General features: G+C 62.7%; 14 protein-coding genes. 9 read left to right on the top strand and 5 right to left on the bottom strand.

Annotated features, from left to right (window positions below):
* Positions 1–7: 7 nt before the first annotated feature.
* Positions 8–859 (bottom strand): CAP domain-containing protein, encoded by an 852-nt coding sequence (locus LOY35_RS14960; RefSeq protein ID WP_258624293.1) that lies wholly within the window; start codon positions 857–859, stop codon positions 8–10.
* Between the two features lie 237 nt (positions 860–1,096).
* On the opposite strand from LOY35_RS14960, the gene LOY35_RS14955 reads away from it, so the two are divergent.
* Complete coding sequence (locus LOY35_RS14955; RefSeq protein WP_258624291.1) at positions 1,097–1,732, top strand: hypothetical protein; 636 nt, start codon at positions 1,097–1,099, stop codon at positions 1,730–1,732.
* A 5-nt stretch (positions 1,733–1,737) separates the two neighbouring features.
* Here LOY35_RS14955 and mhpT read toward each other — a convergent pair whose 3' ends face one another.
* Positions 1,738–2,949, bottom strand: coding sequence for a 3-(3-hydroxy-phenyl)propionate transporter MhpT (gene mhpT, locus LOY35_RS14950; RefSeq protein ID WP_258624290.1), 1,212 nt, complete (start codon positions 2,947–2,949; stop codon positions 1,738–1,740).
* 311 nt (positions 2,950–3,260) lie between these two features.
* Between mhpT and LOY35_RS14945 the strand changes: the two genes are divergently transcribed.
* On the top strand, positions 3,261–4,565 hold the full coding sequence (locus LOY35_RS14945; RefSeq protein WP_258624287.1) for an OprD family porin: 1,305 nt from the start codon (positions 3,261–3,263) through the stop codon (positions 4,563–4,565).
* Between the two features lie 313 nt (positions 4,566–4,878).
* Here LOY35_RS14945 and LOY35_RS14940 read toward each other — a convergent pair whose 3' ends face one another.
* Positions 4,879–5,364 carry a MarR family winged helix-turn-helix transcriptional regulator gene (locus LOY35_RS14940; RefSeq protein ID WP_258624285.1) on the bottom strand — a complete coding sequence of 162 codons (486 nt, stop codon included), beginning with the start codon at positions 5,362–5,364 and terminating at the stop codon, positions 4,879–4,881.
* Positions 5,365–5,578: 214 nt separating this feature from the next.
* On the opposite strand from LOY35_RS14940, the gene LOY35_RS14935 reads away from it, so the two are divergent.
* From LOY35_RS14935 to LOY35_RS14920, 4 genes are all read left to right on the top strand, one after another.
* Entirely contained in the window at positions 5,579–6,409 is an 831-nt protein-coding gene (locus LOY35_RS14935) for a p-hydroxycinnamoyl CoA hydratase/lyase (protein WP_024777695.1), read from the top strand.
* A 107-nt stretch (positions 6,410–6,516) separates the two neighbouring features.
* Complete coding sequence (locus LOY35_RS14930; RefSeq protein WP_258624265.1) at positions 6,517–7,965, top strand: aldehyde dehydrogenase; 1,449 nt, start codon at positions 6,517–6,519, stop codon at positions 7,963–7,965.
* 144 nt (positions 7,966–8,109) lie between these two features.
* Positions 8,110–9,984: a feruloyl-CoA synthase gene (locus LOY35_RS14925; protein WP_258624263.1), complete on the top strand. Its 1,875-nt coding sequence runs from the start codon at positions 8,110–8,112 to the stop codon at positions 9,982–9,984.
* Between the two features lie 286 nt (positions 9,985–10,270).
* Entirely contained in the window at positions 10,271–10,984 is a 714-nt protein-coding gene (locus LOY35_RS14920; protein WP_258624260.1) for a GntR family transcriptional regulator, read from the top strand.
* 132 nt (positions 10,985–11,116) lie between these two features.
* On the opposite strand, the gene LOY35_RS14915 is transcribed toward LOY35_RS14920, so the two are convergent.
* Positions 11,117–12,067, bottom strand: a complete 951-nt coding sequence (locus tag LOY35_RS14915) for a PDR/VanB family oxidoreductase (protein WP_258624259.1) — start codon at positions 12,065–12,067, stop codon at positions 11,117–11,119.
* Positions 12,064–13,149, bottom strand: coding sequence for an aromatic ring-hydroxylating dioxygenase subunit alpha (locus tag LOY35_RS14910; RefSeq protein ID WP_258624253.1), 1,086 nt, complete (start codon positions 13,147–13,149; stop codon positions 12,064–12,066). The genes LOY35_RS14915 and LOY35_RS14910 overlap by 4 nt, the downstream gene beginning before the upstream one ends.
* Positions 13,150–13,366: 217 nt before the next feature.
* Here LOY35_RS14910 and LOY35_RS14905 point away from each other — a divergent pair, with 217 nt between their 5' ends.
* The 3 genes from LOY35_RS14905 (at position 13,367) to LOY35_RS14895 (ending at position 15,504) form a co-directional block, all read left to right on the top strand.
* Positions 13,367–13,792, top strand: coding sequence for a heme-binding protein (locus tag LOY35_RS14905; RefSeq protein ID WP_047702979.1), 426 nt, complete (start codon positions 13,367–13,369; stop codon positions 13,790–13,792).
* Between the two features lie 218 nt (positions 13,793–14,010).
* Positions 14,011–14,847, top strand: a complete 837-nt coding sequence (locus tag LOY35_RS14900; RefSeq protein ID WP_258624248.1) for an AraC family transcriptional regulator — start codon at positions 14,011–14,013, stop codon at positions 14,845–14,847.
* Positions 14,848–14,901: 54 nt separating this feature from the next.
* Positions 14,902–15,504: a LysE family translocator gene (locus LOY35_RS14895; RefSeq protein ID WP_258624238.1), complete on the top strand. Its 603-nt coding sequence runs from the start codon at positions 14,902–14,904 to the stop codon at positions 15,502–15,504.
* Positions 15,505–15,553: the final 49 nt, after the last annotated feature.

Below are 15,553 nucleotides of genomic sequence, written 5' to 3'. Positions count from 1 at the left end.
TAGCAGGCTATTGAGTGCCGAACATGGCAGTCCAATAGATACCCGCATCGCTCTTCGGGTCCACGGCATAACCGGCACCCAGCTCGCGGAACTGCGGGTTCATCAGGTTGGCGCAGTGCCCCGGGCTGGCGAGCCACCCGTCCACCACCTTCAGGGCCGTGTCCTGTCCGGCGGCGATGTTCTCGCCGATCAATTGGCCCAGGTAACCGGCCAGTTCGGCGCGGTCGCCCGGCGTGCGGCCGTCGCGGTCCTTGTGGTCGAAGAAATTGTTGTTTGCCATGGCCCGCGTATGGGTTACGGCGGCCAGGGCCAGGGTGGCATTCCAGGACAGTGGCGTGGTCGCCGCGAAGGTCTCGTTCCCGCACCGGCGGGGCTGGGTGCGGGCGCTATTGATCAGCTTCAGCAGCTTCTGGCCTTCGGCTTGCCAGGCCCCCAGGCGAGCCGACAACAAGGGCCGCGCCAGCACAATGCGCCATTCGCGATCCAGGCGGCTGACGCCGATGTCGACAAACTGTGGGTCCAGCACCACCTGACAAAAACTTTCCTGTATGGCTTTCATCGCCGATTGCGCATTGCGCGGCCCGGACAGGCTGATTGCCTGCACGTTGACCATCGGATAGGCCGTGTGTGCCAGCGCTTGCTGCAGGTCGCCAATGCCGTTGGCCGACAGGATCAACCGCGAATCCATCGCCAATGGTGGCAATTCCAGGGAGGCCTGGCCCGCGCAGCTTTGGGATTGGCTGCGATACAGGTTGATGGACTCGATCAGTTGCGTCTCTTCGGTAGCCACGGCGCCGACGGAAAACGCCAGCCCCAGCGACAGCACGGCCAGGCGCAGAATGGATGAAATGGCACGCATGTAAATCTCCCTTGAGCGGACGGCGCCTATGATGCGCAATTTTTGCCCCACTGGGGCAACGGTATTCACGCTCTTTTTAAATCCCTGGACAGTACCGTCTGGTACCGGTCGGGACAATCCTCATGTAGTGGGATCAGTTTTCTGCCGAATAAGTCCATGATTGTCATTTCAAAGCCATAAAATCGGCAAGAATCGCCCGGCGCCAGTGGCGAATGTGAAAGGTTGACGGAGCCCGTCATGTTGAAAGTGATTGAGCAGCAGGCCAGCGCATCGCTGCGTCAGCGGATGGAGAAGGCCGGGTGCGCCTTTGAATTTATCGTGCTCGCCCCCGAGGCCGGCGAGGTGATCACCCCGACGCATCACCGCCAGGCCGTGGATCAATTATTCCTCGCCATCAAGCACCTGTGGCTGGAGCGACATCGCCAGATGATTCTCGATCCTCGCTACGCTGACGCGACGCCTCCCAACATGACTTGGAACCTGGACAAGGCCATGGCCAAGCCTCTGAACCGGCAAGAGATCGCGCAACTCATGGGAGTGGACAAGCAGGCGCACAATCCGCCACCGTTTGCCTTGTACGAGGCCTTTTGCGAGCCGCCTTACGGTACGCGCTTCAGCGATGGCGACTCACAAGTGCTGTTCAGGGAGTGGCTCGACCTGCTCGGGCTTGAGGCGGGCGTCGAGGTGGAAGTACTGAACTGGGTCGACAATTTCAACCTCGACTGGCTGGCCAGCGATGAGCCCGATCCCGCCCGGGACCCCTGGAGTGATTATTTCGACGACGGCCTGGAGTGGTGGGGCGTGTGGTGCCTCAGCATCTGGAATCCCCAACGCCGGACACTCAGCGTGCTGGCGGCCAGCACCACGGATTGAGGCAATCAACGCGCTGCCTGCGCCCTACCTAGCGGCACCGCACGGATCATCACGCTGATCGCCGCCAATGCCGCGATCAGCAAACCCGGCGACGTGGCCAGCAACACTCCCGTGGTTCCCGCCCCGGCAGCCAGGATCTGTCCGGCAGCCAGGGGACCTGCGACCGAACCCAGCCGGCCGATGGCAACCGCCGCGCCGACGCCGGTGGCACGCACGGCCGTCGGATAAGAGGGCGGCGCCAAGGCGTACAACACCAACTGCGCGGCCATGACAAACAGGCCGGCACAGAACCCGGCGATGGCCATCGGTACGATGCCGACCGACAAGCCGACCCCGGCCAGGGCACTCAACAACCCGGCATAGACGAACAGCACCACCTTGATCCCGTTGCAGCGGTCCAGCAACAGGCCGCCGAGCAACGAGCCGAGGGTTCCGCCAATATTGAACAGCATCTGTACCAACCCGGCCTGGGGCTTGCTGAAGCCTTGTTCCAGCAGCAATGACGGCAGCCAGTTGAGTAGCATGTACATGACCGTCAGGGTGAAGAAATAACTCAGCCAGAGCGCGAGGGTGGTGCGGCTCCGACCTTCACCGAACAGCGCCTGACCCGTCGAAGCACGCGCTTCTGCGCCGACATCCCGGGCCTGGCTAAAGGCGCTGGACTCCGGCAGCCACAGCAGCATCAGCGGCGCCACCAGGAGTGGCGCGAGGCCGCCGATGAAGAAAGTCATCTGCCAATGTTCACCAAACAGCATCGCGACCACGGCCGCCAACGCACCCCCCAACGGCACGCCCGCGTACATCACGCTGATGGCCGTGCCTCGGCGTTGTTCACCCACGGCCTCGGCGCACAGGGCGATGAGGTTAGGCAGGGCGGCGCCAAGACCCAGGCCCGTCATGAAACGCACCAGCAGCAGGCTGGCGTACTGCTCGACATAAGCGGTGCTGAGGGAAAACACACCGAACACCAGCACGGCGCCGATAAGGATTTTCTTGCGGCCGATGCGATCCGCGATCCAGCCGCCGAAGAAGGCGCCGGGCAGCAGCCCGATGATTCCCGCGCTGAACACCCAGCCCATCATTTTCGGGTCCAGCACAAAGGTCTGTCGCAGGCCCGCAGCCGCAGTACCGGCCGATTGCAGGTCGAAACCCTCGATCAGCGCAACGATGAAACACAAGGCGATGGTCAGCGTCGCACGACGCGCCGGATGATTCATGACAAGTCCTCTTATTGTTTTTGTCAGGGCCCGGCTTTCAGCCAGTCGGGAAGCGGAATTCAGATTAACAAACCTAACTAAAAAATGAAGGGTTTCGAGCACTGGCGTTTTTTAGGGAATATCACTAATAAAAACAGCAAGTTGACGGTAAATTTTAGAGGAGTAGAAAAAACGGTTAATGATATTAATGTTCGATTATCGGTCATTGCGGATTGACGAGGAGGGGGCTCGGTTTCCATTCTCCTGCTCCGTGTCCTTCTTCAACCGTTGGGGACCGCTAAAAAACAACAACAATAAAAGGACTTTCGAACATGCCGAACCTTGTCCGGGGGGCTTGTGCAGCAGCCCCAGCTACACGCCTTGCTCATCTGCTGGTTCTGGGGCTGAGCCTGTCCTCGACCACGGCGTTGGCCGCGGGCTTCATCGATGACAGTCACGGCACCCTGACCCTGCGCAACTACTACATAGACCGCGATTACAAGGACGACGGCGCCAAGACCGCGGCCAGGGAATGGGCCCAGGGGGCGATCATGAACATGGAATCGGGCTTCACCTCCGGCACCCTCGGTTTCGGCGTCGATGCGCGGGGATTGCTGGGGATCAAGCTCGACTCTTCGCCCGATCGCAGCGGCACCGAACTGCTGCCAGTGTCCAGCAGCGACAAGCGCGCGGCGGACGAGTATTCGCGCCTGGCCCTGACCGGCAAGCTGCGCTTCGGCCAGACCCTGGTGAAGACCGGCGATGTGTCGATCTTCTTGCCGTTCGCGTTCGCCAGCCCGTCACGGTTGCTGCCGCAGACCTTCCGCGGCACGACCCTCAGCTCCAAGGACATCGAGGGGTTGACGCTGAACACCGGCTACATCGATCGCATCAACCGACGCGACTCCACCGACTACCAGCCGATGAGCATCGCCTCACCCAACCGCCGCTTCAACGGCGCGGCCACCTCATCCCACATGACGTATGCCGGCGGCGATTACCAGGTCAACAAGGACCTCAGCCTGCGCGCCTACCACGCCGAAGTGGCGGATCTGTATCAGCAGGACACCCTGGCGTTGCTGCATAACCTGTCCCTGGGCGACGGCGTACTGACCACGGACCTGCGCAGCTTTTTCAGTCGTGAAGAGGGTGCCGCCAAGGCCGGCAAGGTGGACAACCGCAATGTCTCGGCGCTGGTTGGCTATCGCTGGGGCGGCCATCGGGTCAGCCTGGGCTACATGCACGCCAGCGGCGACACCGCCACGCCCTATGTGTCCGGCACCGAGTTGATGGGCTTGAGTGAGATGACCATGAGTTCGGATTTCCTCAACGCCCGGGAGCGCACCTGGCAGGCGATCCATGACTACGACTTCGCCGCGGTCGGCGTGCCCGGGTTGAGAACGCGCTTGCGTTATGTGCGTGGCGACCACATTGACCTGGCGGCGCTCGGTGCCGATGACCGCAAGGAGCGTGAGTTCCAGATGGAGCTGGGGTATGTGATCCAGAGCGGTCCGCTCAAGGATGTCGGGCTGCTGGCGCGCAAGTCGATCTACCGCAATGACTTTCCGGGCAGCGCAGCGTTTCGCGACGAGAACCAGACGCGGTTTCTGGTGACGTACAGCGTGCCGATCTGGTGAAGGATGGGGGTGATCCAGGGCTCTTGTGGCGAGGGGATTTATCCCCGTTGGACTGCGCAGCAGTCCTTTGAACGGTCACCTCGGTGAGCCGGCCCTTTGGGGGCTGCTACGCAGCCCAGCGGGGATAAATCCCCTCGCCACAAAAGCATCCTGCTACTGATGGACCTTCTTCAACAGCCACAAGCGCATCCTGCTACTGATGGACCTTCTTCAACAGCCACAAGCGCATCCTGCTACTGATGGACCTTCTTCAACAGCCACAAGCGCATCCTGCTACTGATGGACCTTCTTCAACAGCCACAAGCGCATCCTGCTACTGATAGACCTTCTTCAACAACCGCAACAACTCTTCCCGCTCCGCCTCCGAGAGGGCCGCCGTGGAGTCGAGATCGCTCTGGGCGGCGATCTGCTTGAGTTCCTTGAGCAGGGTTTCGCCGGTCTTGCTCAGGAATATCCCATAGGAGCGCTTGTCCGGCTTGCAGCGTACCCGCACGGCCAGCGCCCGGCTTTCCAGCTTGTTCAACAGCGGCACCACTTGCGGCGGCTCGATTGCCAGGGCCTTGGCCAGGTCGGCCTGCATCAGGCCGGGGGTCTGGTCGATGATCGCCAGCGCCGAGAACTGGGCCGGCCGCAGGTCATGAACGGCCAGTTGACTGATGAGGTTCTGGAACAGTTTCAGCTGGGCGCGACGCAGGGCATAACCGATCAGGTCATCCAGCGCGGAGTCCAGCGGTGCCGGCGCGGGGCCGCCGTCAGTCACGACCGCGGCGGGTTCGGCAAGCTTGGAAGACTTGGCCATCGAAAAAAGCATCCTCAAGGTGAATTATTAACAAGGCTATCCAGTTTGCCGGGGTTACGCCGCGATGGCTACGGTCGATTACACATTCATTGATCGAGGCCGTCATTTTTAGGCGCGAGAAAACCTGGATAAATCGATTAATAGTTAATTGACATAACTAGTTTTGCGGTTTAGCTTTTGTTCATCTTCAGCCAAGAACAAGAGAGCACGTGTCATGAGCAATTACGAAGGTCGCTGGACAACGGTCAAAGTCGACGTCGAGGAGGGCATTGCCTGGGTCACCCTCAATCGCCCGGAAAAACGCAATGCCATGAGCCCGACTCTCAACCGCGAGATGATCGACGTGCTGGAAACCCTGGAACAGGATCCGGCCGCTGGCGTACTCGTGCTGACTGGCGCCGGTGATGCGTGGACCGCCGGCATGGACCTCAAGGAGTATTTCCGCGAGGTGGACGCCGGACCGGAAATCCTCCAGGAAAAAATCCGTCGCGAAGCCTCGCAATGGCAGTGGAAGTTGCTGCGCATGTACGCCAAGCCGACCATCGCCATGGTCAACGGCTGGTGCTTCGGTGGTGGCTTCAGCCCGCTGGTGGCATGTGACCTGGCGATCTGCGCCGACGAAGCCACGTTCGGCCTGTCGGAAATCAACTGGGGCATTCCGCCCGGCAACCTCGTCAGCAAGGCCATGGCCGATACCGTGGGGCATCGCCAGTCGCTGTACTACATCATGACCGGCAAGACGTTCGGTGGGCAGAAAGCCGCCGAGATGGGCCTGGTCAACGAAAGCGTACCCCTGGCGCAACTGCGCGAGGTCACGATAGAGCTGGCGCGCAACCTGCTGGAGAAAAACCCGGTGGTACTGCGGGCCGCCAAGCATGGGTTCAAGCGTTGCCGCGAACTGACCTGGGAGCAGAACGAAGATTACCTGTACGCCAAGCTCGACCAGTCGCGCCTGCTGGACAAAGAGGGCGGTCGCGAGCAGGGGATGAAGCAGTTCCTGGATGACAAGAGCATCAAGCCGGGCCTGCAGGCCTACAAGCGCTGAGGCGAAGGCGCGGCGGGCGGCTCGAAAAGCGCCCGCAGGCTGTTCGCCCAAAGCCCCTGGCGCTACTGTGAATGTGTTCCCGATAAAGACAATAAAGAGGAATCACCATGCTGGACGTGCCCCTGTTGATCGGCGGCCAGTCGTGCCCCGCCCGTGACGGTCGGACTTTCGAGCGTTGCAATCCGGTGACTGGAGAAGTGGTGTCCCGCGTGGCCGCTGCCACGGTGGAAGACGCCGATGCGGCCGTGGCCGCCGCGCAAGCCGCGTTTCCCGCCTGGGCCGCGCTGGCCCCCAACGAACGTCGCACCCGTCTGCTGCGGGCGGCCGAGCAGTTGCAGGCCCGTAGCGCTGAATTCATTGCCGCCGCCGGCGAAACCGGCGCCATGGCCAACTGGTACGGCTTCAATGTGCACCTGGCGGCGAACATGCTGCGTGAAGCCGCCGCCATGACCACTCAGATCAACGGCGAAGTCATTCCTTCGGATGTGCCCGGCAGTTTTGCCATGGCCTTGCGTCAGCCGTGCGGCGTGGTGCTGGGGATTGCGCCGTGGAACGCCCCGGTGATTCTCGCCACCCGCGCGATCGCCATGCCTCTGGCCTGTGGCAACACGGTGGTGCTCAAGGCGTCGGAGATCAGCCCGGCGGTGCACCGGTTGATCGGCCAGGTGCTGCAGGACGCCGGGTTGGGCGATGGCGTGGTCAACGTGATCTGCAATGCGCCTGCGGACGCCCCGGTGATCGTCGAACGACTGATCGCCAACCCGGCGGTGCGCCGCGTCAACTTCACCGGCTCGACCCATGTCGGGCGCATCGTTGGCGAGTTGTCGGCCCGTCATCTCAAGCCGGCGCTGCTGGAGTTAGGCGGCAAGGCGCCGTTTCTGGTGCTAGACGACGCCGACCTGGACGCCGCGGTGGAAGCGGCTGCCTTCGGGGCGTACTTCAACCAGGGGCAGATCTGCATGTCCACCGAGCGCCTGATCGTGGACACGAGCGTAGCCGATGCTTTCGTTTCCCGGCTGAAGGCGAAGATTGCCACCTTGCGTGCCGGTGACCCAGCCAGCGGCGATTCGGTGCTGGGTTCGCTGGTCGACGTCAGTGCGGGCCAGCGCATCAAGGCCATGATCGACGATGCCCTGGCCAAAGGCGCCACGCTGGTGGCGGGCGGTCAACTGGAGGGCAGCATTCTGCAACCGACCCTGCTCGATGGGGTGACGCCGGAGATGCGCCTGTACCGCGAAGAATCCTTTGGTCCGGTGGCGGTGTTGTTGCGCGGCAGCGGTGACGAAGCCTTGCTGCGCCTGGCCAACGATTCCGAATTCGGCCTGTCAGCGGCCATTTTCAGTCGCGACACCAGCCGGGCCCTGGCCCTGGCCCAACGGATCGAGTCGGGCATCTGCCATATCAACGGGCCGACCGTGCATGACGAGGCGCAGATGCCCTTCGGCGGAGTCAAGTCCAGCGGTTACGGCAGTTTTGGCGGCAAGGCGTCCATCGAGCATTTCACCCAGTTGCGTTGGGTGACATTGCAGAACGGTCCCCGGCATTACCCGATCTGATATCCATCGCATTGTGGGCGGCTGAGTCTCGAAAATCGCCGCCCCGGTGCAGGCCAGACATAACAATAACAAGGTCGCAGCCAGACGCTGCCACACTCCACTCGCATCGCGCGACCCGAGTGTGCCTTGGTGGAGGAAATGTACGTGAGTTCCGAGTTCAGATCGTCCTCCCAACCCGGCTCCGGGCGGTATCGCCAGGTGTCGATTGGTCACCCCGCGGTTGAGGTCAGTGAGAAGCAGGGCATCTTGCACATGCGCTCCCTGGAAGCCCTGGCCCCGTTGCCGGCGCGCTTGCTCGACCGCCTGGTGCATTGGGCCCAGGTGCGCCCGCAACAGACCTTTATCGCCGCCCGGCAGAATGGCGGCGACTGGCGTAGGGTCAGCTATGCCGAGATGCTCGACAGCGTCCGCGCCATTGCCCAGGGCCTGCTGGCTTATGGATTGTCGGCCGACAAACCCCTGGCATTGCTTTCAGGCAATGACATCGAACACCTGCAGATGGCCCTCGGCGCGATGTACGCCGGGATTCCCTATTGCCCGGTGTCGCCGGCCTATTCCTTGTTGTCCCAGGATTTTGCCAAGCTGCGGCATGTCTGCGACCTGCTGCAGCCGGGGTTGGTATTCGTCAGCCAGGCGGCGCCGTTCGAGCGTGCGGTCAATGCGGTGTTGCCGGCGAATGTGCCGCTGATCACCGTGAACGGCGAGATGGCGGGGCGCTCCCGCGCAAGCTTCGCCAGCCTGTTGGCGCAACCCGGCGCTGCCGAAGCCGAGCGTGCCTTCGCCGCGACCGGCCCCGACAGCATCGCCAAGTTTCTCTTCACCTCAGGCTCAACCAAACTGCCCAAGGCCGTGGTCACCACCCAGCGCATGCTCTGTGCCAACCAGCAGATGCTGTTGCAGACCTTTCCGGTGTTCGGCGAAGCACCGCCGGTGCTGGTGGACTGGTTGCCGTGGAACCACACCTTTGGCGGCAGTCACAACGTCGGCATCGTGTTGTACAACGGCGGCACGTTCTACCTGGATGACGGCAAGCCCACCGCCCAGGGTTTCGCCGAAACCTTGCGCAACCTCAAGGAGATTTCGCCGACCGCCTACCTGACCGTGCCCAAGGGCTGGGAAGAGCTGGTCAGCGCCCTGGAGCGGGATGGCGAATTGCGCGAGCGCTTCTTCAAGCGCGTCAGCCTGTTCTTCTTCGCCGCCGCCGGCCTGTCGCAGAGCACCTGGGACCGGCTCGACAAAGTCGCCGAACAGCATTGCGGCGAACGCATCCGCATGATGGCCGGGCTGGGGATGACCGAAGCGTCTCCGTCCTGCACCTTCACCACCGGGCCGTTGTCCATGGCTGGTTACATCGGGCTGCCGGCGCCGGGTTGCGAAGTGCGACTGGTGCCGGTGGACGGCAAGTTCGAAGGCCGCTTTCGCGGGCCGCACATCATGCCTGGCTACTGGCGCTCCCCGCAGCAGACGGCCGAGGTGTTTGACGAGGACGGTTTCTATTGCTCGGGCGATGCGATCAAGTTGGCCGATCCGGCTAACCCGCAGTTGGGGTTGATGTTCGATGGGCGGATTGCCGAGGACTTCAAGCTGTCCTCCGGCGTGTTCGTCAGCGTCGGGCCGCTGCGCAACCGTGCGGTGCTGGAAGGCACGCCCTACGTCCAGGACCTGGTGGTGACCGCGCCGGATCGCGAATGCCTGGGCGCCCTGGTGTTCCCGCGGCTTCCCGAGTGCCGACGCTTGTCGGGCCTGCCAGCGGACGCCAGCGATGCCCAGGTACTCGCCAGCGCCCCGGTCCGCCAATGGTTCGCCGACTGGCTGCAACGCCTCAACCACGGCGCCAACGGCAACGCCAGCCGGGTCGAATGGATCGCGCTGCTCGATGAACCGGCGTCCATCGACCGCGGCGAAATCACCGACAAGGGCTCCATCAACCAGCGGGCGGTGTTGCAGTGGCGGGCGGCGAAAGTCGAGGCGCTGTACCGCGGCGAAGACGAGTCGATCCTGCGGGCGACACTCGCTTAAGCACACACGCAAAACCTGTGGGAGCGGGCTTGCTCGCGAAAGCGGTCTATCAGTCGATTCTTCAGTGGCTGATCCATAGCCATCGCGAGCAGGCTCGCTCCCACACTGGTTCTTCAATGCGCACACATTCTGCGTCTGGCCATCATCCCCTGTGGGAGCGAGCCTGCTCGCGAAAGCGGTCTATCAGTCGATTCTTCAGTGGCTGATCCACCGCCATCGCGAGCAAGCTCGCTCCCACGGGGTTTTGCTTTTACTATGGCGGTCTCTTTTGCCTGGAAGTATCCGGATGAGTAAGCCCGGCCAAACGGTGCTGGTTGCGTTGCGCAGAATGATTGCCTCTGGCGAGCTGGCGGCGGGTGAGCGGTTGATGGAAATTCCCACGGCGCAGCGGTTCGGCGTGTCGCGGATGCCGGTGCGCATGGCGTTCAGGACCCTGGAGCAGGAGGGCCTGCTGGTGCGCTTCGGCGGGCGTGGGTTCCAGGTGCGTTCGGTCAGTGCCGAGGACATCGCCGGCGCGGTGGAAGTGCGCGGGGTGCTGGAAGGCCTGGCGGCGCGTCAGACCGCCGAACGAGGCCTGGATGCACAGGCCCGTGCCACCCTCGAACAATGCCTGATACAGGGCGATGGACTGTTCGCCAAGGGCTACGTGACCGAGGAAGACCTGGAGGTCTACCACGACCTCAACATGCGCTTTCACCAGGTGATCGTCGAAGGCAGCCACAACCCGGCCATTGCCGATGCACTGGCCCGCAACGATCATCTGCCGTTCGCCTCAGTCACCGCCCTGGCGGTGGATCGGCAGAACATGGCCGGCGAGTTTCGGCGCTTCAACTATGCCCACATGCAGCACCACTCGGTGTTCGACGCGCTGATCCATCGCCAGGGGGCTCGGGCCGAGGCGATCATGCGCGAACATGCCAACGCCACCTTGCGCTACGCCGAGGTGTTCGGCTCGACCCTGGCGGATGAGCGGATGACGGTGATTTTGCGTTCCGAGTGAATACCCATTGTGGAAACGAGCCTGGTGGAAGCGAGCCTGCTCGCGATAGCGGTGTATCAGTGAAATACCTGTAACTGATACACCGCTATCGCGAGCAGGCTCGCTCCCACAGGGCGCTGTGTTGCCTGGAGACTAGAGGTCCAACACCAACAACGGCGTCTTCGACCTGGAACAGCACGGCGTGAACTGATCGTTGCAAGCCTGCTCGGCTTCGGTCAGGAACATGTCGCGATGTTCCGGCACGCCTTCCAGCACGCGGGTCAGGCAGGTGCCGCAGACGCCTTGTTCGCAGGAGATCGGAATCTCGATGCCGTGGCTTTCCAGCACCTGTACGACGCTGCGGTCCTTGGGGATTTCGAACACCTGGCCGCTGCTGGCCAGCTTCACGGTAAAGCTGCCGTCGGCGCGGGTGTCGGTGGGGGCGGCGGCGAAGTATTCGCGGTGCAGGCAGGTGTCCTGCCACCCTTGGGCCCTGGCGGTGTCCAGCACATGCTGCATGAACCCGCCGGGGCCGCACACATAGAGGTGCACGTCTTCGCTGGGCGCCGCCAGCACCCGGGCGGCATCCAGTGCGGTTTCGGGCGCTTCATCGAAGTGCAGGAACACCCGGTCGGCATACGGGGCCTGGCGCAGGCGCTCGACGAAGGCGGCCCGCTCCAGGGACCGGGCGCAATAATGCAATTCGAACGCCGCGCCGGTCTGCGCCAGGTGCTCGGCCATGGCCAGGATCGGCGTGATGCCGATGCCTCCGGCAAACAGCAAATGGCGTCGGGCTTGGGCGGCGAGGGGAAACAGATTGCGTGGTTCGCTGATGAACAACCGCGCGCCGGGCAGGATCTGCTCATGCAGGCTGCTTGAACCGCCCCGCGAGGCCGGATCCTTGAGCACGCCGATGAGGTAACGATGCCGTTCCTCGGGGTGGTTGCACAACGAATACTGACGAATCACGCCACCCGGCAAATGCACATCGATATGGGCACCGGCCGTGAACGCCGGCAACGGCTGGCCGTCGACAGGGGTCAGCTCGTAGCTGCAGATGTCCAGGGCTTCGTTGTGCCGCGCCGCGACCTGAACCTCGATCATGACCGTTGCTCCACGGGTTGTGGCTGATGGGTGCTGGCAATCAATCCCGCCTGGGCTTCGCGCTCACGGGCAATCCAACGCTCCAGCACCCGGCGTGACTGCACTCCACCGGCATCGATGTTCAGCTTGAGCAGGTTGCGTTGCGGATGGTCCAGCAGGTTGCGCTGCTGGCGTTCGAGCATTTCCAGGTCTTCGCTGAAAATCTTGCCCTGGCCTTCGCGAATGTTCGCGGTCAAGGCTTCGTCCTTCGGCTGGAAATGCCGGGCCATGCCCCAGAAATACCAGATGGACGTCTCGGTTTCCGGCGTAATGAAATCCACCACGATGCTCGATGCCTTGAACTGCGGCGCGGCGTGATAGCCACCGTTGCCGGCATGGGCCACGCCGACTTCGATCATGACATGGCTGGGCGGGGTGAAGCGGCAGATCTGCCAGCGGTCCACCGGCACGTCGTCGGCCAGGTTGTTGCCACGCAGGGCCATGCGCCAGAAGGGCGGGGCCATGATGTTTTCCATGTGCCGGGCGGTGACGACCTCGTCGCCTTCGACCGTGGTCACCGGCGGTGCCTCGTCGATCTCCTTCTGGCCGATGCTCGAGGCATGCACGTAGGTTTCGTGGGTCAGGTCCATCAGGTTGTCGATCATCAGGCGGTAGTCGCACTGGATATGGAACAGGCCGCCGCCATAGGCCCACTCTTCGTTTTCCGCCCATTCCAGAGGATGGATCAGTGCCGGGTCGGCCAACGCCTGGTCGCCGGGCCAGACCCAGATGAACCCATGGCGTTCCTGTACGGCAAAGGTCTTGTTGCAGGGAAAGCCGCGCACCCGTTGGCCGGGCATCTCCACCGTCTTGCCGTCACAGCCCATCACCAGGCCGTGATAGCCACACACCAGGTTGCCGTTTTCGACGTAGCCCAAGGAGAGCGGGGCGCCACGGTGGGGGCAGAAGTCCTCGACGGCAGCGACCTTGCCTTCATGCCCACGGTAGAAAACCATTTTCTCGCCGCAGATCTGGCGGCCCAGCGGCTTCTCGGCGATTTCATCGGGGGTGCAGGCAACGTACCAGGCATTTTTGGGGTACATGACGGGTTCTCCAGGCTGATTTTGTTTTTCTATGGATCCATTAAGTCTCTTAACTAGTTTTGTTGTCAACGGATTATCGATGAATTGAGTGGTATTTAATTTTTAATGGATCCATTGACGCCGTCATCCGACGAGCAGGATTTCGAGCGGGTTGGCTCGAACTGTCGTCAAGGACATACTGCGACACGGATTCTTGCGTGGCACATCGGAGTGATTCATGAAAACCAAGGCAGTCCTTACCGAACAAGACGTCGCACAGCTGCTGGTGGCAGCCAAGGAGCTGGCGCATCAGCGTCAATGGGCCGTGTCGGTCTGTGTGGTGGACGATGGCGGCCATCCGCTTGGTCTGTTGCGGCTGGACGGTGCCTCGCCGTTGTCGTCCTACATCGCCACCGAAAAAGCCCGCACCGCTGCCATGAGCCGGCGTGACAGCAAGTTTTTCGAAGACATGATCAACGAAGGTCGCTATGCCTTTCTCAGTGCGCCCCATCTGCACGGCATGCTCGAAGGCGGTGTGAGCATTCGCCACGACGGCCAGTGCATCGGTGCCATCGGCGTGTCCGGAGTCAAGTCCGAGCAGGACGCCGAACTGGCGCGATTGGCGCTGGAGGCGGTGTTGCCGGCGCTTGTTCCTGATCCTTGATCGGTTGGGGAACTCCGGTGTCCAGTGTGGGAGCGAGCCTGCTCGCGATAGCGTTCTATCCGTCACTGCGGGGTCGACTGATAGGCCGCTATCGCGAGCAGGCTCGCTCCCACAAGGATCTGTGAAGGACCTGCAGAATTTTGCTGCACAAATCTTCCAGACAGTCCTCACCCTGAGCAGTCAACCTGCCCAAGCGGATAAATCAGACAGGGCAATCCATGACCTCGCGCAACTGGATCGATCTCAAGCAGGACGCCTCGTCCGGTATCGAGACCGTGCGCGCGCATTTTGAAGGGCATGCCTACGATCCCCATTGGCATGACGCGTACCTGGTCGGCGTGACCGAGGAGGGCGTGCAACAATTTCATTGCCGCCGCCAACAGCACAACAGCACGCCGGGCAAGGTCTTCCTGCTGGAGCCCGGTGAACTCCACGATGGACATGCGCCCCAGGTCGGCGGTTTCACCTATCGCACCCTGTACCTCGAACCCCACTGGCTGGAGCGAGAGTTGCGCTCGCTGTTCGACGTGGCGCCAGACAACGCGCAGCTGGGGTTCGCTGCCACTCTGGCTGACGATGCACGCTTGGCGAACGCGACGGCCCTGGCGTTCCAGAGCCTGCACGACCAGGAAATCCGCATCGTCCGCCAGACGGCGCTCGACAGCCTGTTGGCCAACCTGACCCAGCACTTGCACTGGAGAGCTCGGATCAATCCCGATCCACGCCTGCCGTTGGTTGCGCAACGGGCCCGGGATTACCTGCATAGTCATTTGAACGAAGACATTGGTCTGGACGATCTGGCACGGGTCACTGGTGTCGATCGCTTCCGCCTGACCCGTGCGTTCAAGGCTGCCTTCGGCCTGGCGCCCCACGCTTATCTGATCCAGTTGCGACTGGCCCGGGCGCGGCGTTTGCTGGCCCGCGGCGAGAGCGCCGTGGCCGTGGCGGCACAGCTCGGGTTTGCCGACCAGAGTCACCTGGGCCGCTGGTTCCAGCGCGCCTATCGCCTGAGCCCGGCGGACTACCGCAAGCGCTGCTCAATTGTTCCAGACTGAGCATCGTTCCATGGAGGAGGATCGGGTCACGATTCTTCACCGAGAAGGTGTTCCATGGACCAGTTACTGCCGTTTGCCTTGTTCGCGTTTGTCGCCTCCATCACCCCGGGCCCGACCAATATCCTGGTGTTGAGCCACAGTTCGCGCTTCGGCCTGCCGACCACCGTCCCGATCATCCTCGGGGCGTGTGCCGCGGCGGCGTTGCTGGTGTTGCTGGTCGGCACGGGGCTGGGGGACGTACTGGCCCGCCACGCGACGATGCAAACGGCGCTGTCCTGGGCCGGCATCGCCTGGCTGAGCTGGATGGCCTGGCAGATCTTCAGCGCGCCGGCCCAGGCCATCGATCCTGACCAACCCGTTGACGGTCCGAGGCTCGGCCTGGTCGGGGCGGCCGGCCTGCAGCTGGTAAACCCGAAGACCTGGATGATGGCGCTGGCGGTGGTCAGCGTGTTTGCCGGCGCCGAAGCCGACCGCACGGTGCGGGTCCTGTGGCTGTCCCTGGCGTTCTTTGCGATCTCTATTCCCTGCATGAGCATCTGGGCTTACCTGGGCCTCGGTGCTGCCAGGTTCTGCCGCTCCGCCGTGGCCATGGGCCGGTTCAACCGGACCATGGCGCTGTTGCTGCTGGCATCGGCGTGGCTGACATTGCTGGTGTGAGGGGAGTGACCTCCATGGCTATCAAGACCCCGCAACCCCTTGCAACGGT

Origin of the sequence: Pseudomonas sp. B21-028 (assembly GCF_024749045.1) — a bacterium.
Classification (GTDB): Bacteria; Pseudomonadota; Gammaproteobacteria; order Pseudomonadales; family Pseudomonadaceae; genus Aquipseudomonas.
The sequence above is the reverse complement of the archived record's forward strand: the minus strand, read 5'-3'. Positions and strand labels throughout refer to the sequence as shown.

Excerpts from the sequence above, each read along its gene's own strand:
- LOY35_RS14960 (WP_258624293.1), bottom strand. The coding sequence starts at position 859 with ATGCGTGCCATTTCATCCATTCTGCGCCTGGCCGTGCTGTCGCTGGGG.
- LOY35_RS14955 (WP_258624291.1), top strand. The coding sequence starts at position 1,097 with ATGTTGAAAGTGATTGAGCAGCAGGCCAGCGCATCGCTGCGTCAGCGG.
- mhpT (WP_258624290.1), bottom strand. The coding sequence starts at position 2,949 with ATGAATCATCCGGCGCGTCGTGCGACGCTGACCATCGCCTTGTGTTTC.
- LOY35_RS14945 (WP_258624287.1), top strand. The coding sequence starts at position 3,261 with ATGCCGAACCTTGTCCGGGGGGCTTGTGCAGCAGCCCCAGCTACACGC.
- LOY35_RS14940 (WP_258624285.1), bottom strand. The coding sequence starts at position 5,364 with ATGGCCAAGTCTTCCAAGCTTGCCGAACCCGCCGCGGTCGTGACTGAC.
- LOY35_RS14935 (WP_024777695.1), top strand. The coding sequence starts at position 5,579 with ATGAGCAATTACGAAGGTCGCTGGACAACGGTCAAAGTCGACGTCGAG.
- LOY35_RS14930 (WP_258624265.1), top strand. The coding sequence starts at position 6,517 with ATGCTGGACGTGCCCCTGTTGATCGGCGGCCAGTCGTGCCCCGCCCGT.
- LOY35_RS14920 (WP_258624260.1), top strand. The coding sequence starts at position 10,271 with ATGAGTAAGCCCGGCCAAACGGTGCTGGTTGCGTTGCGCAGAATGATT.
- LOY35_RS14915 (WP_258624259.1), bottom strand. The coding sequence starts at position 12,067 with ATGATCGAGGTTCAGGTCGCGGCGCGGCACAACGAAGCCCTGGACATC.
- LOY35_RS14910 (WP_258624253.1), bottom strand. The coding sequence starts at position 13,149 with ATGTACCCCAAAAATGCCTGGTACGTTGCCTGCACCCCCGATGAAATC.
- LOY35_RS14905 (WP_047702979.1), top strand. The coding sequence starts at position 13,367 with ATGAAAACCAAGGCAGTCCTTACCGAACAAGACGTCGCACAGCTGCTG.
- LOY35_RS14900 (WP_258624248.1), top strand. The coding sequence starts at position 14,011 with ATGACCTCGCGCAACTGGATCGATCTCAAGCAGGACGCCTCGTCCGGT.
- LOY35_RS14895 (WP_258624238.1), top strand. The coding sequence starts at position 14,902 with ATGGACCAGTTACTGCCGTTTGCCTTGTTCGCGTTTGTCGCCTCCATC.